The 22,640-nt window shown below is 64.6% G+C and carries 18 protein-coding genes, 1 pseudogene and 1 riboswitch; of the genes and pseudogenes, 7 read left to right on the top strand and 12 right to left on the bottom strand.

Features of this window, described 5'->3' with window-relative positions:
* Window positions 1-14 precede the first annotated feature (14 nt).
* From DMO26_RS16215 to DMO26_RS34950, 3 genes and pseudogenes are all read left to right on the top strand, one after another.
* Window positions 15-635, top strand: coding sequence for a TetR/AcrR family transcriptional regulator (locus tag DMO26_RS16215; RefSeq protein ID WP_117193190.1), 621 nt, complete (start codon window positions 15-17; stop codon window positions 633-635).
* Between the two features lie 87 nt (window positions 636-722).
* Window positions 723-1,088: a YciI family protein gene (locus DMO26_RS16210; RefSeq protein ID WP_117193189.1), complete on the top strand. Its 366-nt coding sequence runs from the start codon at window positions 723-725 to the stop codon at window positions 1,086-1,088.
* A pseudogene (locus DMO26_RS34950) lies at window positions 1,085-1,864 on the top strand (RNA polymerase sigma factor); the annotation flags it as partial. The gene DMO26_RS16210 and the pseudogene DMO26_RS34950, both read left to right, overlap by 4 nt.
* Before the next feature lie 556 nt (window positions 1,865-2,420).
* On the opposite strand, the gene DMO26_RS16200 reads toward DMO26_RS34950, so the two are convergent.
* The 3 genes from DMO26_RS16200 to DMO26_RS16190 form a co-directional block, all read right to left on the bottom strand.
* Window positions 2,421-2,636 carry a hypothetical protein gene (locus DMO26_RS16200; protein WP_117193188.1) on the bottom strand — a complete coding sequence of 72 codons (216 nt, stop codon included), beginning with the start codon at window positions 2,634-2,636 and terminating at the stop codon, window positions 2,421-2,423.
* A gap of 13 nt (window positions 2,637-2,649) precedes the next feature.
* Window positions 2,650-2,829, bottom strand: a complete 180-nt coding sequence (locus DMO26_RS16195; RefSeq protein ID WP_117193187.1) for a hypothetical protein — start codon at window positions 2,827-2,829, stop codon at window positions 2,650-2,652.
* A gap of 163 nt (window positions 2,830-2,992) precedes the next feature.
* A complete protein-coding gene (locus DMO26_RS16190; RefSeq protein ID WP_117193186.1) occupies window positions 2,993-5,227 on the bottom strand; it encodes a methyl-accepting chemotaxis protein in 2,235 nt (744 codons plus the stop codon).
* Between the two features lie 233 nt (window positions 5,228-5,460).
* Between DMO26_RS16190 and DMO26_RS16185 the strand changes: the two genes are divergently transcribed.
* Window positions 5,461-7,170, top strand: a complete 1,710-nt coding sequence (locus tag DMO26_RS16185) for a glycoside hydrolase family 13 protein (RefSeq protein WP_319025402.1) — start codon at window positions 5,461-5,463, stop codon at window positions 7,168-7,170.
* A 268-nt stretch (window positions 7,171-7,438) separates the two neighbouring features.
* On the opposite strand, the gene DMO26_RS16180 is transcribed toward DMO26_RS16185, so the two are convergent.
* Window positions 7,439-9,670 carry a heavy metal translocating P-type ATPase gene (locus DMO26_RS16180; RefSeq protein WP_117193185.1) on the bottom strand — a complete coding sequence of 744 codons (2,232 nt, stop codon included), beginning with the start codon at window positions 9,668-9,670 and terminating at the stop codon, window positions 7,439-7,441.
* Between the two features lie 119 nt (window positions 9,671-9,789).
* Window positions 9,790-9,885, top strand: a riboswitch (TPP riboswitch).
* 55 nt (window positions 9,886-9,940) lie between these two features.
* Here DMO26_RS16180 and thiM point away from each other — a divergent pair.
* Genes thiM through thiD form a run of 3 tightly spaced genes read left to right on the top strand, consistent with a single transcriptional unit; the run spans window position 9,941 to window position 12,176 of the window.
* A complete protein-coding gene (gene thiM, locus DMO26_RS16175) occupies window positions 9,941-10,744 on the top strand; it encodes a hydroxyethylthiazole kinase (protein WP_117193184.1) in 804 nt (267 codons plus the stop codon).
* Window positions 10,741-11,376, top strand: a complete 636-nt coding sequence (gene thiE, locus DMO26_RS16170) for a thiamine phosphate synthase (RefSeq protein WP_117193183.1) — start codon at window positions 10,741-10,743, stop codon at window positions 11,374-11,376. Before thiM ends, thiE begins: the two co-directional genes overlap by 4 nt.
* Window positions 11,373-12,176: a bifunctional hydroxymethylpyrimidine kinase/phosphomethylpyrimidine kinase gene (gene thiD, locus DMO26_RS16165; protein ID WP_117193182.1), complete on the top strand. Its 804-nt coding sequence runs from the start codon at window positions 11,373-11,375 to the stop codon at window positions 12,174-12,176. The genes thiE and thiD overlap by 4 nt, the downstream gene beginning before the upstream one ends.
* Window positions 12,177-12,231: 55 nt before the next feature.
* Here thiD and DMO26_RS16160 read toward each other — a convergent pair whose 3' ends face one another.
* From DMO26_RS16160 to DMO26_RS16125, 8 genes are all read right to left on the bottom strand, one after another.
* Entirely contained in the window at window positions 12,232-14,814 is a 2,583-nt protein-coding gene (locus DMO26_RS16160; RefSeq protein ID WP_226951329.1) for a response regulator, read from the bottom strand.
* Between the two features lie 661 nt (window positions 14,815-15,475).
* Window positions 15,476-16,969 (bottom strand): acetyl-CoA hydrolase/transferase family protein, encoded by a 1,494-nt coding sequence (locus DMO26_RS16155; protein ID WP_117193181.1) that lies wholly within the window; start codon window positions 16,967-16,969, stop codon window positions 15,476-15,478.
* 123 nt (window positions 16,970-17,092) lie between these two features.
* Window positions 17,093-17,602 carry an invasion associated locus B family protein gene (locus tag DMO26_RS16150; RefSeq protein ID WP_117193180.1) on the bottom strand — a complete coding sequence of 170 codons (510 nt, stop codon included), beginning with the start codon at window positions 17,600-17,602 and terminating at the stop codon, window positions 17,093-17,095.
* 283 nt (window positions 17,603-17,885) lie between these two features.
* Window positions 17,886-18,929: a DUF1963 domain-containing protein gene (locus DMO26_RS16145; protein ID WP_117193179.1), complete on the bottom strand. Its 1,044-nt coding sequence runs from the start codon at window positions 18,927-18,929 to the stop codon at window positions 17,886-17,888.
* A gap of 165 nt (window positions 18,930-19,094) precedes the next feature.
* A complete protein-coding gene (locus DMO26_RS16140; RefSeq protein WP_117193178.1) occupies window positions 19,095-19,811 on the bottom strand; it encodes an ABC transporter ATP-binding protein in 717 nt (238 codons plus the stop codon).
* Window positions 19,808-20,557: an ABC transporter ATP-binding protein gene (locus tag DMO26_RS16135; protein ID WP_117193177.1), complete on the bottom strand. Its 750-nt coding sequence runs from the start codon at window positions 20,555-20,557 to the stop codon at window positions 19,808-19,810. The genes DMO26_RS16140 and DMO26_RS16135 overlap by 4 nt, the downstream gene beginning before the upstream one ends.
* On the bottom strand, window positions 20,554-21,516 hold the full coding sequence (locus tag DMO26_RS16130) for a branched-chain amino acid ABC transporter permease (protein ID WP_117193411.1): 963 nt from the start codon (window positions 21,514-21,516) through the stop codon (window positions 20,554-20,556). The genes DMO26_RS16135 and DMO26_RS16130 overlap by 4 nt, the downstream gene beginning before the upstream one ends.
* Window positions 21,517-21,590: 74 nt before the next feature.
* Entirely contained in the window at window positions 21,591-22,448 is an 858-nt protein-coding gene (locus DMO26_RS16125) for a branched-chain amino acid ABC transporter permease (protein ID WP_117193176.1), read from the bottom strand.
* Window positions 22,449-22,640 lie beyond the last annotated feature (192 nt).

Raw genomic sequence — 22,640 nt, 5'->3', positions numbered from 1 at the left:
GGAACGGTACAAAAATGAGCGAGACAAAGAAGCGCGGCCGGCCGAGAGCGTTCGACGAAGCCGCGACGATCGAAAAGGCGCGCGAGGTTTTCTGGGACAGAGGTTTCGAGGGCACGTCGCTGGATGCGCTCAGCGCCGCGACCAGTCTCAACCGGCCGAGCCTCTACGGAGCTTTCGGCGACAAGGAGGATCTCTATCTCGGCACGCTCGCCGGCTATCGCGACGACAGTCTCGTTGCGATGGAAGAGGCGCTCGACCCTTCCCTGCCGCTTCGCGAGAACATTGCAGAGATCTATCGGCGGGCGCTCTCGACCTATCTTTCGGGAGAAACCTCCGCCCGCGGCTGTTTCCTGATCGGCACCGCCACTGCCGAGGCCATCCAGCATTCCCGCGTGCGCGACATGTTGCGCCAAAGCCTCGAAGCCTTCGACGCGGAGATCGAGGCGCGGCTCATGCTTGCGGTCGAAAGGGGTGAACTACCGAAGGAGGCGGATCCCAAGGCACTTTCGCTGCTTGCCTCTTCGGTCATGCATTCGCTGGCGGTGCGCGCCCGCGCCGGCGCCCCGCGCGACATGCTGGAAGACCTCGCCCGTGCCGGCGTCGACATGGTGTGCGGCAGGGCGCCCCAAAAATAAACTCGAAAAAATTTTCGGAGCGCTGTCGAATCCGACGGCTGGCTGACGACTATGGCCGTTCGAAGCGCCAACCCAAGGGAGACCACCATGCGCTATGCTTGCCTGATCTATTACGATCCCAAGATCCTCTTCAACGGCAGCCCGGAATCCAACACGGCGCTTGCCGGCTGCGCCGGTTATGACGACGTGCTGAAGGCCAGCGGCCATTTCATCGTCGGCGAGGCATTGGAAATGCCGGAATCGGCGATGACCGTGCAGGTCCGCAACGAAAAGATGTCGGCAACGGACGGTCCTTTCATGGAAACCAAGGAAATGCTGGGCGGCATCGTCATCATCGAAGCGCAGGACCTGAACGAGGCCGCCAAGGTTGCCGGTGGCCACCCGCTGGCGCGGATCGGCTCGATCGAGGTGCGGCCGCTGGTCGATTTCAGCACCGAGCCACCGCAGCTATGAGCGCCCTCGAAGCACGCGTCGCGCTGGAGCGCACATACCGCACCGAAAAACGGCGCGTGCTGGCAACCCTGATCCGCCTGCTCGGCGGCTTCGAAGCGGCGGAGGAGGCCTTGCACGAGGCCTTTGCCGCCGCGGCCGACCGTTGGCGGCGCGAGGGCGTGCCGAAGAACCCTTACGCCTGGCTGGTCTCGACCGGCCGGTTCAAGGCGATCGACCGCTGGCGGCGGCAGGCGCGGATCGCCGGCGCGATGCCGGAACTTCTGGCGCTTTCCGAAACAGAAACGGAGACCATGCTTCCGGCCGTGATCGAAGACGATGAATTGCGGCTGATCTTCACCTGCTGCCATCCGGCGCTGCCCGCCGACGCGCGCCTTGCGCTGACGCTTCGGGAAGTCGGCGGGCTGACGACGGAAGAGATCGCCCGTGCCTTCCTGACCCGCACGCCGACAATCGCCCAGCGGATCGTCCGCGCCAAGGCGAAGATCCGCGACGACAAGATCCCTTACGAAGTCCCGGCACGGGCGGAACTGCCGGCCCGAATCGAAAGCGTGCTCCGGGTCATCTATCTGATCTTCAACGAGGGTTATGCGGCAACCGACGGGCCTGACCTTCTGCGTACCGAGCTTACGACCGAAGCGATCAGGCTTGGCCGGCTGGCGTCCGGTCTGCTGGAAGATGCGGAAAGCCTTGGCCTGCTGGCGCTGATGTTGCTGCACGAAAGCCGGCGCAACGCCCGTGTCACTCCCTCCGGCGACATCATCCTGCTGGAAGACCAGGACCGGTCGCTTTGGGATCGCGACCTCATCGCCGAGGCGGACGGCCTGATACGCCGCGCCCTGGGGCAGCAGCGCATCGGTCCCTATGTCCTGCAGGCGGCGATCGCCGCCGTCCATGCCCATGCGGAAACGATCGACGCGACCGACTGGGCGGAGATCGCAACGCTCTACGACATACTGTTCCGGATCGATCCCTCGCCGGTCGTGGGGCTCAACCGCGTGGTGGCGATCGGCATGCGGGACGGGCCGGCGGCCGGCCTGGCCATGCTGCAACCGCTCCTCGGCAAAGGCGATCTCGACGATTACCATTTGGCCCATGCCGTCAGTGCCGATTTTACCGGCGGCTGGGCCGCAACGCAGAAGCCCGAGCCGGCTATCGCCGCGCGCTGGACCATGCGCGGCAGCCCGCGGAACGTCGCTTTCTCGAAATCCGGCTCGCGGAGCTTTGCAACGTTTACTGAAACTCTCAGCCGGGCACGCGTCGCTCAACGGCATGCCAGAACCCTCCCGGCACGCCGGCCGGGAAGGTTGTCTGCGGATCCCAATGATTTCGGAATCAATGCGAAGGGTGCTGCGTGCCGCCGCCTTTCTTTTTCGCATCGTGGGTATGGTGGCTGTCGCATTCGCCGCCCCCGCCGGAAACCCGGCTCTGCGAGCGCAGGTCGCTCCCGGCTGGCGGCTTCTTCACATCGAGCGGCGCCTTGGCATTTTCATGCGACGCGCCGGGGCCGCCCTGGCGGATGCTGGCGGGCGTCTTCGTCGAGGTCGACATGGGGCAGTCCTCCTTATCGATCCTGCTGGTAACCCTGGTGGGTCGTGTTGATCTTCGTATTGCCCTGCTGGCCCTGCTTGCCGGGGTCGTTGGCGGCGTGGATCTGGCCGCGCTTGGTATCCGCATGGGCCTGTTCGCCGGCGCCCTTGTGGCTGAGGTTTTCCGGCGGCGTCGGGGGAAGTCTGCTGCTCATGATGGGCCTCCTTGGTCTTCAGGTTTCCCAATATTCCAACCATCGAAGACTCCTAATGTTCCCTCCGATCAGCCGAAAGCAGGCGCCGCGAACGACGGCGGCTCCGGCGGAGGCCCGCCGAAGCCGCATGTCATTCTTCGTTTACCGGCCGGGATGCCGGGTTTCAGGCGGCGCGGCGCCGGAAGCCGGGTTCACCGGCCGCCCGGCGCATCTGGAAGCGGGCGAGAAGCTCCGACAGACGGCCGCTTTCCTCCGCAAGGCCGGCCCCCGCCGCGTTCATCTCCTCGACCATGGCGGCGTTCTGCTGCGTCACCTGGTCCATGTGGTTCACCGAGGCGTTGATTTCGGAAAGGCCGGACGCCTGTTCCTTGGCGGCGACGGCGATCGCATCCATGTGCTGGTTGATCGCGGTGACGAGACGCGCGATCTCCTGCAGGCCCTCGCCGGTGTCGTTGACCAGCACGACACCCTGGTTGACTGCCGCTTCCGAATTGCCGATCAGCGTCTTGATCTCCTTGGCGGCCTTGGCAGAGCGCTGAGCAAGCTCGCGGACTTCCTGGGCGACGACGGCAAAACCCTTGCCCGCCTCTCCGGCGCGGGCCGCTTCGACGCCGGCGTTCAGCGCCAGAAGGTTGGTCTGGAAGGCGATCTCGTCGATCACGCCGATGATCTGGCTGATCTGGTTGGACGCCGCCTCGATCTTGCCCATCGCATCGACCGCGTTTGACACGACCTGGCTGGAGCTTCCGGCACGGTCGCTTGCATGACGTACCATCTCGCGCGCCTCGCTGGCGCGCTCCGAGGTCTGCTTCACGTTGGTGGTGACCTCTTCAAGCGCCGCAGCCGTTTGCTCCAGCGAGGCGGCCTGCTGTTCGGTGCGCTTGGAAAGCTGGTCGGAGGCCGAGGAAATCTCGCCGCTGCCGCTGCGCACGCTGAGCGCCGACCTGCTGACGCTTTCGAGAGCGGAGCGCAGCTGATGGACGGAACTGTTGAAATCGTGGCGAAGGCTCTCGAACTGTTCCGAAAACACTTCGTCGATCTCGCAGAGCAGGTCGCCGGAGGCGAGACGCTGCAGGCCCCGCGCCAGACCCGACGTCGCGTGCTGCAGGCGTTCCTCCGCTTCGGCCTCCGCACGCTGCTGGAATGCGATACGTTCCGCTTCGGCAGCCTGACGGGCGCGGACCGCTTCCGCCTCGAGTTCGCGATTGTGGATCGCCGCCTCGCGGAACACCTCCACCGCACGGGCCATCTCGCCGATCTCGTCCCTGCGGCCGGCACCGGCGATCTCGACCGCAAGGTCGCCGCCCGCCAGCTTGCGCATGGCACCGGTCAGCACCGCGATCGGATTGGCGATACGGAAGACGATGGTGGAGATTACAGCCAGCGTCAGCACCAGTGCGACCAGCGTCGCGATCGAAAGGCCGATGATCGTCGCCGTCGACGATGTGAGGTTTCGTGCTGTCAGCGCGGTCATCTCAGCCAGCGAGACCGATGCGATATCGGCAATCGAGGACTGCGCCGGGCCGGCAGTCTTGCGCCAGTCGTCGACCGACATGTTGAACGGCCGGCCGGCCTGGGATTCCTTGATGGCCCCGGCGCGCTGTTCGGCATAGGCACCGCCGAAATAGGTGGCCTGCGCAGTGCGGTGCAGGGCCTTCAGTTTTTCCGGCGCGACATCGCTGCCGGCGAGCTGGGTGATGACATCCCAGGCCAGCGCCACCTTGGCGTCCTGCACGGCGATTTCGGCCAATTTTTCGGAAGAAAGCGGCTGCTTGGCGATCACGCCGCCGACAAGCGTCGAATTGGCCGTGCCGAGCTGGGTGCGCGCCGTCCAGGCAAGCGAGCGCAGCTGGGTAAACATGATCATCGAGGGATCGCGCGAGATGATCGCCGCCTCGACCAGGTTCGCCGTCCTTTCGAGATCGGCCAGCGTGCTGTCGGCAAGGCCGAGCACCGATTTGCCGAGCGCCGGGTCACGCTCCTTGACCGGCTGGTTCAGCGCCCGGTCGATATCGGCGCGATAGGCGAGCCAGCGGCCATAGCTTTGCAGCACGCCGCTCAGCGCATCCTGCAGCTTTCCGGTTCCGACCTCCTCGACCAGCGCCTTCGTCCTCGCAAACGCCGCGTCCACATCCTTGCGGCCGTCGGCGATGTTGCTCTTGCTGGTGGCGACATCGGCGGGCTCGAGCTTGATTGCCGAGGAAACGCCGCCGCGCTCGCCGCGCAGGCCGAGCAGCGCGTCGAACAGCGAAGCGTCGAGCTGGGCAAGTTCCGCCAGGCGGGCGGAGTTCTGACGCAGGCCGATTTCCTCGATGAGCAGTTTGCCCATCAAGCCCATGACGGTCAGGCCAAGGATCGAGAAAGAAACAATCAAGACATACTTAATGGAAAACTTCATCTTGCAACCGCCCCCTGAACGCGCCGCCGGCATCCGCTTCGGACGACGCTCGGCAATCACCGAATTCCTGCCCGAAATCTGATAAATTTGTCTTAAAATGTGACATATCACATAATAGGTCATACAGGTTTTTTAGCTTCATATGATGACTGCGCGCCCGTTCATGCCTCTGCCTCAGGAACCTGCGCCCTGTCTGTCGCGTTCGACCCTAAGGAATGGCGAGGGAGGACGGGATGAACGACATCCATGACCAGCTCGACGCGGTGATCCGGCAGGCGATGCCGCCTCTGGACCGCAAATGGTGGCACACCGCCACCATCTACCAGATCTACCCCCGCAGCTTCTGCGACCTGAACGGCGACGGCATCGGCGATATCGCCGGCATCGCCTCGAAGCTCGACTATCTGAAATCGCTTGGCATCGACGTGATCTGGCTGTCGCCCATCTATAAGTCGCCGATGGACGACAACGGCTACGACATTTCCGATTACCGCGACATCGCCCCGGAATTCGGCACGCTCGCCGATTTCGATCATCTGGTGGCGGAGGCGCGCAAACGCGGCATCGGCATCATGCTCGATCTCGTCGTCAACCACACGTCCGACGAACATCCATGGTTCCTGGAAAGCCGCAAAGGGCCAGGCAGCGAGAAAGGGGGCAATCCGTTCCGCGATTTCTACATCTGGCGCAAACCCGCGCCGGATGGCGGGCCGCCAAACGGGCTCAGATCCTCCTTCGGTGGGCCGGCCTGGACGCTCGATCCCGACAGCGGCGAATATTACCTGCACCTCTTCTCTCGCCGGCAGCCGGACCTGAACTGGGAAAACGAGAAGGTGCGCGAAGAAATCTATGACATGATGAACTGGTGGCTGGGGCGCGGCATCGCCGGTTTCCGCATGGACGTCATCGATTATATCGGCAAGCAGGCGGACCAGGAGATCGTCCATGACGGACCGCATCTGCACGACTATCTCAGGGAAATGAACGCCAGGACCTTCGGCAACCGCAACGTCCTGACCGTCGGCGAGACCTGGAGCGCCACCCCCGGCTCGGCGCTGCTCTATTCCGGCCGTGACCGCCATGAATTGTCGATGGTCTTCCAGTTCGAGCACGTCACGCAGGCATGGGACGAGACCTATGGCAAATGGCGCCCGAAGCCCTTCGACCTCGTGAAACTGAAATCCGTGCTCAGCAAATGGCAATATGCGCTCTCGGACGATGGCTGGAACTCGCTCTTCTGGGGCAATCACGATCTGCCGCGCGCCGTTTCCCGTTATGGCGACGCCACCGGCCACCGGAAGGAATCCGCCAAGATGCTGGCGACCGTGCTGCACCTGATGAAGGGCACGCCCTTCGTCTACCAGGGCGAGGAGATCGGTATGACCAACGTGCCTTTCACGACGATCGAGCAGTATCGCGACATCGAGACGCTGAACATGCACCGGCTGCATGTCGAGGCCGGGCTCTCCCCGGAAGAGTTTATCCGGGGTGCGAACGAGAGCGGCCGCGACAATGCCCGCACGCCGATGCAGTGGAGTGCCGCGCCCTACGGCGGCTTCTCGACCGGCGTGCCCTGGATCGAGGTGAACCCGAACTACGCGACAATCAACGCCGAAATGGAAATGACCGACGAGACGTCGATCTGGAACCACTATCGGCGGCTGATCGCGCTCCGCAAAGCGCATCCGGTCATCGTTTATGGCGAGTACCAGTCCTGGCTCGATCAGCACCCGGATGCCTTCGTCTACACCCGCACGCTGGACCGGGACCGGCTGGTCGTGGTGGCCAATTTCACGGCTCGGGAGGTCTCGCTGGACCTGCCGGGCGAACTGCAGTTTACGGGAGAGTGCCTGACCTCGAATTACGAACCGGTGGATGCGCTCGGGGAAAACGTGGCGCTGAAACCGTACGAGGCCTTTGCGGTGCTCGCGCGAGAAGGGTAAACCGCCGAACTATTCCCCTACCAATCGATCCGGCGGACAATCCATACCGTGTGGCAGAATGTGCAGGTGGTCACATTGTCTTTCTCCACTACGAAAGGGAGGCATTGCGCTCGAAGCCTATGCCCCGGAGGCCGTGATGAATGTGGTTTCGCACGGTTCCCCGCTCGGGAAATGTCGCCAAGCCCATGCAGACGGCTTAAATCTGATCGACATAGTTTCCGGCCCGCCCGTGACCGGCGCAGTGTACAAACTTGACTCAGCCTCAAGGTTATACCCTCACCCGCAGCAGCCGCAGCGCGTTGATCGTCACGAGCACCGTCGCACCCGTGTCCGCAAGAATGGCCGGCCAGAGGCCGGTGATGCCGATGATCGTCGTCACCAGGAACACCGCCTTCAGGCCGAGCGCGATGGCGATGTTCTGGTAGATGTTGCGCATCGTTCGTTTCGACAGCGCGATCATCCCGGCGATATCGCCGACGCGGCCGTGCAGCACCGCGGCATCGGCGGTTTCCAGCGCCACATCCGTACCGCCGCCCATGGCGATGCCGACATCGGCTGCGGCCAGCGCGGGCGCATCGTTGATACCGTCGCCGACCTTGCCGACGACGAACCCCTCGCGCTTCAACTCGCCGACGATCCTCTGCTTGTCCTGCGGCATCAGTTCGGCGCGCACCTCTATGCCAAGCTCTGCGCCGATCGCGCTCGCCGTGCGGGCATTGTCGCCGGTCAGCATCACGGTCTTCACGCCCGCATCGGCAAGCGCCTTGAGACCGGCCCTGGCATCGGCGCGCGGCTCGTCGCGCATGGCGATCGCGCCCGCCGGCACGCCCCCGACGACCAGTACCGAAACCGTGTTGCCTTCGTCGTTGAGCGCGGCGATGCGGCGGGAATGCGCCATCGGCAGCGGGACGCGTTCGGCCGCAGCCTTCGGCGACCCGAGGAAGACCTCCTGACCGTCGACGACAGCGGTGACGCCCTTGCCGCCGAGCGCCCTCGCATCGCTTGCAGCCGGGATTTCCACCTCGTCCTCCGCAGCCTTCGCCAGAATGGCCGCCGCCAGCGGGTGGCTGGAACCGGTTTCGAGCGCGGCGGCCAAACGCAGCACGTCCTCCGCATTGCGGCCGAAGGCGATGACGTCGGTCACCTCAGGCCTGCCCGAGGTGAGCGTGCCGGTCTTGTCCAATGCGACGGCCGTGATCCTGCCGAGGTTTTCCAGCACCGCGCCGCCCTTCATCAGGAGACCGCGGCGGGCGCCGGAGGAGAGCGAAGCGGCGATCGCCGCCGGAGTCGAGATGACGAGCGCGCAGGGGCAGCCGATCAGCAGGATGGCCAGGCCCTTGTAGACCCATTCGCCCCAGTCCGTGCCGGCCGCCAGCGGCGGAAGGATGGCGACGAGGGCCGCGACGACAACGACGCCCGGCGTATAATACCGCGAGAACCGGTCGATGAAGCGCTCGGTCGGCGCCTTCTTTTCTTGCGCCTCCTCGACCAGCCGCACGACGCGGGCAATCGTGTTGTCCTCGGCCGCAGCCGTGACGCGCACGCGAAGCGCCGCGTCGCCGTTGATCGTGCCGGCGAAGACATTGTCTCCGGCGCCCTTGGCGACCGGCGTGCTTTCGCCCGTCACCGGCGCCTCGTCGATCGAGCTTTCGCCGGCGATGATGACGCCATCGGCGGAAATCCGGTCGCCGGGCCGCACGAGGATGACGGAACCGACCGACAGGGTTTCGGCCGGCACTTCACGGGTCTGGCCGTTTACCTCCAACAGTGCGTTCTTCGGCACCAGTGCCGTCAGGCTCTGGATGCTCCGGCGGGCCTTGCGGGCCGCCACGCCTTCGAGCAGCTCGCCGACGAGGAAAAGGAAGACGACGGCAGCGGCTTCTTCCGATGCATCGATGATGACCGCGCCGACCGCGGCGATCGTCATCAGCATCTCGATCGAAAACGGCGTGCCGGCCAATGCCGCCATGAAGGCGCGCCGCGCGATCGGCAGGAGACCGATCAGCATCGCGGCGGTGAAGATATAGGTGTCGTAGGCGGGGATGAGATGGCCGATGCCGTAGGCCGCCACCAGCGCGAGCCCGGTCAGGATCGTCAGCCGTCCCTTGGGCGATTTCCACCATGGCCCGTCCGTCGGCCCGTGATCATGGCCATGCAAGCCTTCGATTTCTGCATGGTCGTGATGGGAATGATCGTGGGCGCCGTGATGGTGGTGCCCGTGCGAATGGCCCTTCTCCCCCCTTGCGGGGGAGATCGGGAACTCTGCAGCGGCGGTTTTCCTTCCCAACGCCCTCAGCGAATACCCGAGCCCCGCTACCCGCTTCTCGATCGCCGAAAAATCGCTCGAGCCGTCATGCGTCACTGTCATCGTGCCGGATGCAACCGACACGGAAACATCCTCGACGCCTGCCATGCGGCGGACCGCCGTGTCGATCTTCGTCGCACAGCTGGCGCAGTCCATGCCGCCGACCTTGTATCGTGCCTGATTTGTCGCTGCCATCTCGCTCTCCGCTTCTCTTCGCATCGAGCAGCCTTTCTAAGACCTCTAGCCGCTAGAGCTACAAGAGGCTTTTTCGAGAAAAATTCGCTGGCGGCGGCGTCCGGGTTTCGGTAAGCGTAAATTCAAGACAGGGGCGTCCGGCAAAGCCGGGCTGAGAAGCACCCTTTGAACCTGAACCGGATCATGCCGGCGGAGGGAGTCGTCCGGGCCTTCTTGAAATGTCTGCCCCCGCGCCTGCCTCACGTCTGCCCCCGGCCGAACGAGGCGAGAATGCGGATGGAACATACCCCCGGCCAATTGCTGAGCGCGATGCGCGCCAAAAATCCTCTGGTGCAGAACATCACCAATTTCGTGGCGATGAACATCGCCGCCAACGTGATGCTTGCGGCCGGCGCTTCGCCCGCCATGGTGCATACGAAAGAGGAGGCCGGCGAATTCGCCCGCATCGCCGCGGCGCTGACGATCAATATCGGCACGCTGTCGCCGGATTTCCTGGCCGGCATGAAGGAAGCCGCAAAGGCCGCCGGCGAGGCCGGCAAGCCTTGGGTGCTGGACCCAGTCGCGCATTTCGCCACCGCCTACCGCCGCGCGGCCGTCGCCGAACTCGTGGAGTTCAGGCCCGCCGTCATCCGCGGCAACGCTTCCGAAATCATGGCGCTGCTCGGCGAGCGCTCGAGCGGACAGGGCGTCGACAGCGGCGACAGCGTCACCGCGGCTGAGGGTGCGGCCACCGCACTTGCCGGCCGGAACGCCTGCGTGGTCGCGGTTACCGGCGAGGTGGACTTCGTCACCGATGGCCGCCGTTCGGTGCGCATCGCGGGCGGATCGGCACTGATGCCGCGCGTCACCGCGCTCGGCTGCTCGCTCACCTGTCTGGTGGGTGCGTTTGCGGCGGCAGGTCCGCAAGATGTCTTCGGGGCGACGGTCGCCGCCCTCGCCATGTTCGCCGTCGCGGGCGAGGAGGCCGCGGTCGAGGCCAAGGGTCCCGGCTCCTTCTCTCCCCTCTTCCTCGACCGCCTGGCGGCGCTGACGCCGGAAATGCTGGATGCCAAGGCACGCGTGGTGGCCGCATGAAGACCTTCGACCTTTCCGTCTATCTCGTCCTCGACCCCGATCTCTGCCGGCCCATCGGCATGGTCGAGACCGCAAGGCTTGCCGTCGCCGGCGGCGCCACCGTCGTGCAGCTGCGCGACAAGCAGGCGACGACCGAGGAGATGATCGAGACCGGCCGGGCGCTGAAGGCCGTGCTTGCCGGCACCGGCGTGCCGCTGATCGTCAACGACGACGTGGAGGCGGCGATCGCGATCGGCGCAGACGGCCTGCATGTCGGCCAGAGCGACATGGCGGCGGCGATGGCGCGCGCGCGTGTCGGCAGCGGCATGATCCTCGGCCTTTCGGTCGAGACGGAGGAACTGGCGCGGCGGGTCGATCCGTCCATCGCGGATTATGTCGGCATCGGCCCGGTCTTTGCCACCGCCACCAAACCCGATCACAAGCAGCCGATCGGCTTTAACGGCCTTGCCCGCATCGTTGCGGCGGCACCGGTTCCGGCGGTGGCGATCGGCGGCGTCAAGGCGGAACATGCCGGCGCCGCGCTCGCCGCCGGCGCCAAGGGCATCGCCGTGGTTTCCGCCATCTGCGGCCAGCCGGATCCGGAAGCGGCAGCCCGCCGGATCGCTGGGGAAATCGGAAAGGCCCGTGCATGACCATCAGGAACGTTCTCTCGATCGCCGGTTCCGATCCGTCCGGCGGCGCCGGCATCCAGGCGGACCTCAAGGCATTTGCCGCACGCGGCACCTATGGCATGGCGGCACTGACGGCGCTTACCGCCCAGAACACGCAAGGGGTTACCGGCGTGCTGACGATTCCTGCCGCCTTCGTCGCCAATCAGATCCGCACCGTTTTCCTGGATGTCCGCGTCGATGCGGTGAAGATCGGCATGATCGCCAATGCGGAGATCGCCGAGATCGTCGCAGACGTGCTGCGGCCTTATCGCGACACCGTGCCGATCGTGCTCGATCCGGTGATGATCGCCAAGGGCGGTTCGCCGCTGCTGAGCGCCGATGCGGTGGACGCCGTCACCCGCCGGCTGATGCCGGTCGCCGCCCTCGTCACGCCCAACCTGCCGGAAGCAGCGGCCCTTCTGGGCGAGCCGATTGCCACGACCCGCGAGGAAATGGCCGGACAGGCGGAGCGCCTGCGCGGGCTCGGACCGAAGGCCGCGCTGGTCAAGGGCGGCCATCTCGACGGCGACGAAAGCCCCGACGTGCTGGCGGAGGCGTCGGGCCTTCACTGGTTCGAGGGCAGGCGCGTTCCTACGAAGAACACCCACGGCACCGGCTGCACGCTGTCGAGCAGCATCGCCGCCGAACTCGCCAAGGGCGCCTCTCCGGTCGAGGCGGTCACGATCGCCAAGATCTATCTTGCCGGCGCCATCGCCGCGGCCGGCGACCTCAGCGTCGGCAGCGGCCACGGGCCCGTGTCGCATTTCCACGCCATGTGGTGAGCGGCCGGGCTGTTTTGCCCCCGCAGTCGCGGCAGCAGGACAGGCTGCCGCCGCTTCACCCCTTCTGCACGGTGATCTTCTCGAAGGCCGCGGCGATTTCATCGCTGCCGTAGGGTTTCTTGAGCAGGACCGCGCCTTCGACGGCCCCGTCGTCGGGCACGCGGTCGTTGCCGGTCGCAAACACGATGCCGATCTCGGGCGACAGCCGGCGCGCCTCATGCGCGAAAGCGCCGCCCGAAATCCCGGGCAGGCCGAGATCCGTCACGACCACGTCGAAGTGCCGCTCCTGCAACATCGAAAGCGCCTCTTCGGCCGACGAGGCTTCCGCCACTTCGTGACCGAACTCGCCCAAAAGATCGGCGGTGCTCATGCGGATCAGGAAATCGTCCTCGACGAGAAGCACGGAATACCGCGGCATTGCCGGCGAGCGGCTCGCCGCCGACGGCAGCGGCTTGGTCGAAAGCGTCGCCCGCACCCGGTTGCGATGCTGCTGGCCGTTCAGCACGTGGCGGATCTTTCTCGCCAGCGCTTCGCGGGTATAGGGTTTCGACAGCAGATCGACGCCCGGATCGAGCCGGCCGCCATGCACGATCGAATTCTCCGTGTAGCCCGAGGTGAAGAGCACGGCGATGTCCGGCAGGCGCTCGCGGGCGTGGCGGGCCAGTTCGGTGCTCTTGAGCGCGCCGGGCATCACGACATCGGTGAAGAGAAGGTCGACCAGCACGCCGCTCTCGATGACGCTCAGTGCGCCTGCCGCATCCTTGGCCTTCAGCACCGCGTAACCGAGATCGCCGAGCATTTCGACGACGGTCGTGCGCACCTGCTCGTCGTCCTCGGCCACCAATATGGTTTCCGTGCCGCCGGTCACCGGACCGAAATCGGCCTCCGTCACCAGATCCTCGCTGCGCTGCACGCGCGGGAAATAGATCTTGACCGTCGTGCCCTGGCCGACCTCGCTGTAGATCTTGACATGCCCGCCCGACTGCTTGACGAAACCGTAGACCATGGAAAGCCCGAGACCGGTCCCCTTGCCGACGGGTTTCGTCGAGAAGAACGGCTGGAATACCTGTTCGACGACCTCGGGCGGCATGCCGGTGCCGGTATCGGTCACGGCGAGCATCACATATTGACCGGCCGGCACGTCGGCATGTTGGCGCACGTAGTTGTCGTCGAGGAAGGCATTGCCCGCTTCGATCGTCAGCTTGCCGCCGCCCTCCATCGCATCGCGGGCGTTGATCGCAAGGTTCAAAAGCGCGTTCTCGATCTGGGTCGGATCGACCAGCACGTTCCATAAGCCGCCGGAGCGGATCGTCTCGATCTCGATATCCTCGCCCAGCGTGCGGCGCAGCAGTTCCTCCATGCCGGTCAGGAAGCGGCCGATATTGACCACTTTCGGCTCGAGCGGCTGGCGGCGGCCGAAGGCGAGAAGCTGGCTTGCGAGCTTCGAACCGCGTTGCACGCCGGCAAGGGCGTTTTCCACCCGCCGGACGGCGCGCTGATTGCCGGCCACGTCCTTGGTGAGAAGCTGCAGATTGCCGGATATCACCTGCAGGAGGTTGTTGAAGTCGTGCGCCACGCCCCCGGTCAGCTGGCCGAGCGCCTCCATTTTCTGGGACTGGCGCAGCGCTTCCTCGGCCTTCATGCGTTCGGCGATTTCCGACGCAACCCGCTGTTCCAGGCCGGCATTCAGCGCCTGCAACGCTTCTTCCGCGCGGCCGCGCTCGGCAAGCTCCCGCTCGACCTCGCGGAAAAGCCGCGCATTGTCGATGGCGATCGCCACCTGGCCCGCGGCGCCGACGAGCAGCCGCTCATGCTCCTCGCGGAACCGGGCCGGCTCGCCATGGCCGAAGAACAGGCCGCCGATCACCTCGCCGGAGCGCGACACGACAGGCACGGTGAGATAGCTGCGCACCGGCAGATGGCCTTTCGGCATGCCGAAATAAGGCTCGTTGTGGCCGTAGCGGGGGTCCTTCAGGATATCGTCGGAGCGGATGACGCCCTCGCCGTCGAAGGTCGGGGCGAAAACCGCCGTATTGCGCGGCATTGGAAAGTTTTCGAAAGCCGAGCGCGGAACGCCGGAGAGCGCATAGAGCATGTAGCTCTCGCCGCGTTCGTCACGGACGTTGTAGAAAAACGCCCCGAACTGCGCGCCGGTCAATTCCACGCCCGCATCGGTCGTCATCTGCACGACCTTTTCGAGGTCGAGTTCGGCGGAAAGATCGGCGCCGAGCCGGTTCAGCACTTCCAGATAACGCGTCTCGTTGCGCAGGGCGATCTGCGCCCGCTTCTGGTCGGTGACGTCGCTGCCCTGGATGAAGATGCCCGTCGTCCGGCGGTTCTCATCGAGGATCGGCTGATAGACGAAATCGAGGAACCGCTCTTCCGGCGGCTGGCCCGGCTGGCGCGCCAGCATGACCGGAACCGCCTGGCCGACATAGGGTAGCCCGGTGCTGCGGACCTGATCGAGCAGGTCGGGAAATCCCTGCTCGACGATTTCCGGCAATGCCTCGCGGATCGGCCTGCCCAAGACGTCGCGATTGCCGATGAGGCGCATATAGGCGCCGTTCGCCATCTCGAAGACGTGGTCCGGACCGGACACCATCGCCATAAAGCCCGGAGCCTGCTCGAACATCCGCATCAGGCGGTCCTGTTCGCCCTGCAGCCGCCGCTCGGCACGCACCTTGGCGGTGTTCTCGACGACGATCGCCATCACCCCGAAGGGCCTGCCCGCCTCGTCGTAGACCGGCGAATAATAGAGGTTCATGAAGGCGGAGGCCGGCACGCCGGACCGGTCGAGGATCATTTCCTGGTCGTAATAGTCCAGCGTGCCGCCGGCAAAACAGACCTTCATGACGTTGTCGTTGAAATCCGCGACTTCCGGCCAGCCCTCGCGGACCTTCGATCCGAGCAGGCCCGGATGGCGCCGCCCGGCAAACTCCGAATAGGCGTCGTTGTAGATCATCACGCCGTCTTCGTTCCAAAGCGAAACGATCGGAACAGGCGATTGCAGCATCAGCGAAATGGCCGTCTTGAGGCTCTGCGGCCACGCGCCGATCGGTCCAAGCGACGTGGCCGACCAGTCGAAGGCCGCTATGAGACGCGCCATTTCACCACTGTGGGAAAGGAAGGCGGTCTCGGCAGTCGGATGGTTCATCGTCGGGCTTTCGGTGGCGATAAGCTCATTGCCTGCCGTCTTACATGAGAACGATCACCTCGGACAGCCTTTTTGACAATCGTCAACTAGGGCGGCGGTCCAAAAAAACCACAGGCGGAAAGGCAGTTTCTCGATGCCGGAGAGATCAGGCGAGACGCATCGTACCGGTCTGCCGGCTCCTTTCATGCCAGGAGAAGGCCTCTTCGAGAAGGTGCGGCGTCTGCCCTCCCCGCGCACAGGCCCGTTCGAAATAATCCGCGAGCCGCTCCCGGAAATCGGGATGCGCGCAATGGGCGATAATTTCCCGCGCCCGTTCGCGCGGAGCAAGTTCCCGCAGGTCCGCGAGGCCGTTTTCGGTGACGATGATGTCCACGTCGTGTTCGGTATGGTCCACATGCGGCACCATGGGAACCACCGAGGAAAGACGTCCGCCCTTGGCGACCGACTTGCTGACGAAGATCGACAGATAGGCGTTGCGGGCGAAATCCCCCGAGCCGCCGATACCGTTCATCATATGCGTGCCGTTCACATGCGTGGAATTGACGTTGCCGTAGATATCCACTTCCAGGGCTGTATTGATGCCGATCACGCCGAGCCGGCGGATCACTTCCGGATGATTGCTGATCTCCTGCGGGCGCAGCACCAGCTTGTCCTTGTATTTGTCGAACCGGCCGAAGACCCGCTCGCCGCAGGCGGCCGAAAGCGTGATCGACGAGCCGGACGCAAAGGTGAGCTTTCCGGCGTCGAAAAGATCGAAGGTGCTGTCCTGCAGCACTTCGCTGTACATGCGCAGATGATGGAAAGGCCCTTGCGCAAGGCCGGTCAGCACCGAATTGGCGATCGTGCCGATGCCCGCCTGGAGCGGCTGCAGCGTCAGGTCGAGCCGGCCCTTCGCCACTTCCTGTTCGAGGAACCGGATGAGATGGCCGGCGATCGCCGTGGTGTCGGCATCGGCAGCCTCGACGGTGGAGAAGCTGTCCTTCTCGTCGGTCACCACGATCGCGGCGATCTTTTCCGGATCGATCGGCACATAGGGAAATCCGACCCGGCTTTCGCAGGAAACCACCGGGATCGGCACGCGCGACGGGCGCTTGGTCGGAATGTAGATGTCGTGCAGGCCTTCGAGCTCCGCCGGCTGGCTGAGGTTGATCTCCACGATGATCTTCTTCGCCAGGATGGCAAAGCTTGCGGAATTGCCGATCGAGGTGGAGGGCACGATGCCGCCATCCTCGGTGATTGCCGCCGCCTCGATCACCGCATAATCGATCGGGCCGAGCTGGTTGGACCGCAGATGCTCCACCGTCTCGGACAGGTGCTGGTCGATGAACATCACCTCCCCGCGATTGATCGCGGCGCGCAGCGTGGCGTCGGACTGGAAGGGGATGCGCCTTGCCAGCACATGCGTCTCGGTCAACATCCGGTCGATGTCATGGCCGAGCGAGGCGCCGGTGATGAGGGTGATCCTGAAGGGGTCCGTCTTCGCCCGCTCCGCCATGGCGATCGGTACGGCCTTGGCATCGCCGGCGCGGGTGAAGCCGCTCATGCCGATGATCATGCCGTCCTTGATGAGGCTGGCGGCCTGTTGCGGCGTGACGATGCGGTCGAGGAGCGAGGGGCGGCGGATACGGGTTTCGAGCATGGGCCTTCACGAAAAAAACGAAATGACGGCGCGACGCTATCCGCGCCGCCCGAACGCCTCATTGACCGACGTCAATTTGACAAACCGCAGGTCGGCCAGCCTTGGCGGTCCGAAATCCTCGGCTCAGTTGCAGCTCGCGGCCTGGTTCAATGCCGCGGTTATGCCCGAGAGCGAAAAGGTGTAGCTGGTCTTCGTTCCCCGTTGCGAGGTGGCCTGCAGGGTCATGCCGCTGCCGGCCTTCATGGCATCGATCATGGCCGCGTCGCTGCTCGCCTCCTCGGTCCAGCCGGAATTGCCCTTGGGCATCATGATGAACGTCTGGTCGTCGATCGTCACCGTCATCCGCGATCCGCTCTGCAGGTCATAACCCATGATCGCCTGCGGATAATAACCGGCGCCGGAGGGATCGGGCGCCACGAGGAAATAGTTGTCGCCATGGCTGACATTGGCGGGCATGGCCTGCTTCGGAACGGTCAGCACGTAGCAATGCCTGGAGCCGCCGGTATTGTAGGAATAAAGCCCCCAGTCGTTGAACATGCGGACCATGCTGGGGTTCGGGCTCGGTTGCGCGGCAACCGGCGCCGCAAGCGCGGAAAGGACGAAAGCGGTCAGGGCGAAAAGCTTGATGGACATCTTGCCTCCATGGTCAGAAATGGCGAGGGAGCGGGGCGGCGAAGCCGGCCACGAGGATAGCCCAATGAAAAATCTGCCGGTTACCGTAAAGTTAATTCGAGACGGCAATGTCCCCCGACAAGACAGCGATACGGCCGAAAAGAGCCGGGCCGTGAACCTTCGTGAGCGATGATTCCCCGCTTTTCCGGGAGAATTCGGCCAAGGCCGGGGGTGTCGTTCACAGATCGGTCACAGTCGTGTCAGGCAGCCGTATTTGCTGCCGCCGGACCTCTCTCACCCACCCTCACGTCTGTTGGTAGACGGCAACGACACGATCGAAATCGCGCTTTTCGAGATCGTTTTTCTGGATCAGGAAATAGACCGTCCCCTCTGCGCTCTGCTGCATCCAGTCGGCGACATCGATCTGCAGAAGCAGCGTCCAGTCGCGGGCCTTCTCGAAGATGGCAGCCCGGTTCGCCTGCCACTCCTCGCTGGAAAGGAATTGCTTGCCGAATTCCTTCACCGCCACCGCCTCGAATCGCGGGTCGTCCTGCACCGGGACTGGCAGGCCCAGCATCTGGTTCGGCGGATAGTAGCTGTTCGACAATTCATCGTAGGCCTCCGTGAAATCCGCGGCCGGCTCGCCGTCTGAACGGCCCGCCGAATAGATCGCCTGGAGTTCGCCGGTCGCTTGGGATTCGAGGCTGAGAAACGGCATGAGCTGCAAACCTGCCTTCAGCGCCATCGGCCGCAACGGGCCGCCGTAGGGCGTTCCGGGTTCAGGCGCGCCGTCCTTGCGCGCTTCGGGCTCCAGCCCGTACCGCTTGTTGGTTTCGTCGATCATCCGGCGATAGGCCGACGCCGCCTCCGCGAGGTCCTTCGGTACTGGTGAAGCTGAAAGATCGGCGGACGGGCTGCGATCCCAGATCACCCGCGCCGACTGCGTGCCCGTATCGAAAGGCCCGCCGATCATATCGTAGAAGAACAGCAGACGCCCTTCCTTCGGCAGCGCCGCACCAGCGGGGCCGAGGCCCGCGGCCTGCCCGAGGTCCACCTGGGCGAAGAAGGCGTAGGACATGCCCACGGCGAGATGATCGCGGAGTTCCTTGTCGTAAGGCTCGCCCGAGCGTTTCGAGATCTCGTCGGCGTTTTCGGGAACCGGCCGCCGCGGCCAGACTATGCCGGCCGGCAGATCGGGCACCCCGCCGATGCGGGTGCCGCCCTTCGTGTCCGTGTCCCTCGGCAAAAATGCCAAGGCCGGCCGCAGCTGTCCGAGCAGCATGTCGACCTGGCTGGCATCGAAGCGCTCCTCGATGACCTGGCGCGCTTCCACTGGCGTATCGAACATTTCGTCTCCCGCATCCCGCTGCATCCGGCCAGGATGTATGGCGCAGGTGCAGTGCGGCAAGGGTCACGATTTGCCATCGCCCTGCCACATGAGAGATGGCTGCGACATGAACCGGGCGACCGTCGTTACGGCCGGCCATCTCCCGTCATCGACCGCCCCGGCAGGTCAGTGACGCGCGCCCTTTTCCACCGTCAGGTGCTGGCCGAGAATGTTTTCGTCGGCCAGCAGATCGGCGCTCTTGCCCTGGTAGACCACCGCGCCGCGATCGAGAATGACGGCGTCGTCGGAGAGCGGCAGGACCTTCTTCGCCTTCTGCTCGATGATGATCGCCGACATGCCCTCTCCTTGCGTGATCCGCTGGATCGCCGCCAGAAGCTCGTCGACGATGATCGGCGCGAGGCCCTCGGTCGGCTCGTCGAGGAGGAGCAGCTTGGGATTGACCATCAGCGCGCGCCCGACCGCCAGCATCTGCTGTTCGCCGCCGGAAAGCTGGTTGCCAAGGTTCTTGCGGCGCTCCTTGAGGCGCGGGAACATCTGGTAGACGCGGTCCAGGTTCCAGATGCCGGGCCGCGCGATGGCGGTCATGTTTTCCTCGACAGTCAGCGACTTGAAGATGTTGCGCTCCTGCGGCACCCAGCCGATCCCGGCTGCGGCGCGCCGGTCGGCGCGGAGCTTCGTCACGTCCTTGCCCATCAGGTGGATCGAGCCGGAATGATGCGTCGTGACGCCCGCGAGCGTGTTCACGAACGTCGTCTTGCCCGTGCCGTTGCGGCCGAGCAGCGCCAGTGTGCGGCCTTCCTCGATGGTCAGGCTGATGCCGGCGAGCACGCTCGCCTCGCCGTAACCCGCCACCAGTTTTTCAGTGACCAGAACCGCAGTCATGCGTTTTCTCCGAGATAAACCGCCTTGACGCGCGGATCGGCGGCAATCTCCGCCACCGTTCCTTCGGTAAAGAGCGCGCCGGCGACCAGAACGGATATCCGGTTGGCGAACGAGAAGACGAGATCCATGTCGTGTTCGATCAGAAGCACGGTCACGTCGGCCGGCAGGTCGGAGACGATCGACAGCACTTCGTGGCGCTCGTCCTCCGGTACGCCAGCGGCCGGTTCGTCCAGCAGGAGCACGCGCGGCTTGGAGGCGAAGGCGAGCGCGATTTCGAGCAGGCGCTGCTTGCCGTAAGGCAGGATGACGGTGCGTTCGCCCATGACCGAGGCCAATCCGAAGCGAGCGAGGAGCGCTGCCGCCTCGTCGACGATCCTGTCGTAGCCGGCCATCGACTTCCACAGATTGTGGCCGACCCCTTCCCGCTCGGCGATCGCCAGCGCCACGGTTTCAAGCGGCGTGAAGTCGTTGAACAGCTGGTTGATCTGGAAAGTGCGGGTCAGCCCCCGCTTCACCCGCCGGAAGGAAGCGAGCGAGGTGATGTCCTCGCCTTCGAGGAACACCTGGCCCTCCGACGGCGGCAGCACGCCGGTCAGAAGGTTGATCAGCGTCGTCTTGCCGGCGCCGTTAGGGCCGATCAGGGCGTGGCGGGCGCCGCGCTCCACCTTGAGGCTCACGTCGTTGGTGGCGAGGAAGGCGCCGAAGCGGCGCTTCAGGTTCCTGGTTTCGAGAACGATGTCGCTCATTTGCCGTCCTCCTTCTTCGAGAAGCGTTCCGGCAGATATTCCACCCAGCGCGCCAGCCGGTCGCGGCCGATCAGCACGAGGATGACCAGCAGCATGCCGATGTAGAACATCCAGTATTGCGGCGTGATCACCGACAGCCAGTCCTTGATCAGCGTGAAGAAGACCGCGCCGAAAATACCGCCGTAAAGATAACCCGTGCCGCCGATGACAAGCACGAGCAGCACGTCGGCGGAGCGGTGGAAGGCGAGCACGTCCGGCGAAACGAAGCTGGTCGTCTGGGTGAGCAGCGCGCCCGCCATGCCGGCGAAGACTGCCGCGATCGTATAGACGGTCACCACGCGCTTGCGGGCGGGCACGGCGATCATGCCGGCGCGCATCGGATTGGCCTTGATCGCCTTCAGCGATATGCCGAAAGGCGAAAACGCGATCCTGCGCATGATCATCGTGCCGATGAAAAGCACGATCAGGCAGTAGATATAACCGGTCTTGCCGAACAGGTCGAATTCGAACAGGCCGAGGATAGCGCCCGGCGAGAAGCCGGAGAGCCCGTCGGCGCCGCCGGTCAGCCAGGCCATCTGGTTCGCCACTTCGGCCATCATCAGGCCGATGCCGAGCGTCGTCATCAGGCGGGTGAGGTCGGATCCGCGCAGGATGAGGAAGCTCGTCAGCAGGCCGAGAATACCGGAAACGGCGCCTGCCACGATCAGCCCGGTCACGGGTTCCGCCACATAATGCAGGGCGAGCAGGCCGGCGACATAGGCGCCCAGCCCGAAAAAGGCGGTGTGGCCGAGCGAGACGATGCCCGCGAAGCCAAGCACCAGATCGAGCGACACGGCAAACAGCGCCAGGATGGCGATCTCGGTGAGGATCAGCATCTTCGACGGCAGCAGGAAATAGGCGGCGATCGCGGCGATCCAGACGATGATCTCGTAGAAGCGGACGCGGCTGCGGCGCTTCATCAGCTTGGCGGCGCGGCTTTCCGCGGTGGCGGTGGAGGATTTGGCCGTCACGTTTGTTTCCTGTTGAACTGCACTCATCGGCTGCCCCTCGAAAAGAGGCCGTTCGGCCGCACGATCAGCATGACGATCATCAGAGCGTAGATGACGAAGGGACCGATCGCCGGCACGTAATATTTGCCTGCCACGTCGGCGATGCCGAGCAGCAGGGCGGCGAGGAACGGGCCAGAGACGGTCGAGGTACCGCCGACCGACACCACGATCAGGAAATAGATCATGAATTTCAGCGGGAAGTTCGGGTCGAGGCCGAGAATTTCCGCACCCATCGCGCCGCCGAGGCCGGCAAGCCCCGACCCGAAGGCGAAGGTGAGCGCAAAGACGACAGGCACGTTGATGCCGAGGCCCATGGCAACGCGCCGGTCATCCACCGCGGCGCGCAGCCGGCTGCCGAAGCGGGTCTTCGACAGGATGAGCTGCAGCACCACCGCCAGAACCGCGCAGACGATGATGGTGAAGAGCCGGTAGCGGCCGACGCCGACGCCGAACACGTCCATGCGGCCGGAAAGCTCCGGCGGCAGGTTGATCAGCTGCTGCTGGCCGCCCATGAAATAGTCGGTCGCGGCGATCGCCATGAAGACGAGGCCGATGGAGAACAGAACCTGGTCCAGATGCGGCGCCTGGTAGAGCCACTGGTAGAGCGTCCGTTCCAGCACCAGCCCGATCAGGGCGGAGACTATGAAGGCCGCGGGCAGACACCAGTAGAAGGAAATGCCGTAGCGGTTCATCATGATGACGGTGACGTAACCGCCCGCCATGGCGAAGGCGCCGTGTGCCAGGTTGATGAAGTTCATCAGGCCGAGCGTCACCGTCAGCCCGCAGGCCAGGATGAACAGCAACATACCGTAGGCGACGCCGTCGAACAGAATGGTCAGCATGCGAAATCTTCTTTGCTGCGATCGGTGATCTTCCCCGGCATTGTTGCCGGGAAAACGAAGGGGCTCAAGTGCCTTTGAAGAGGCTTGTTCGCAAGGGTTTATTTGGAAGACAGCGGGTGCCGCCCCTCACCCGGCCTCCGCTTCGCTCGGCCACCCTCTCCCCGCTGGGTAGAGGGGGAACGGCGAGCGTCG

Origin of the sequence: Rhizobium terrae (assembly GCF_003425685.1) — a bacterium.
GTDB lineage: Bacteria > Pseudomonadota > Alphaproteobacteria > Rhizobiales > Rhizobiaceae > Neorhizobium > Neorhizobium terrae.
The sequence above is the reverse complement of the archived record's forward strand: the minus strand, read 5'-3'. Positions and strand labels throughout refer to the sequence as shown.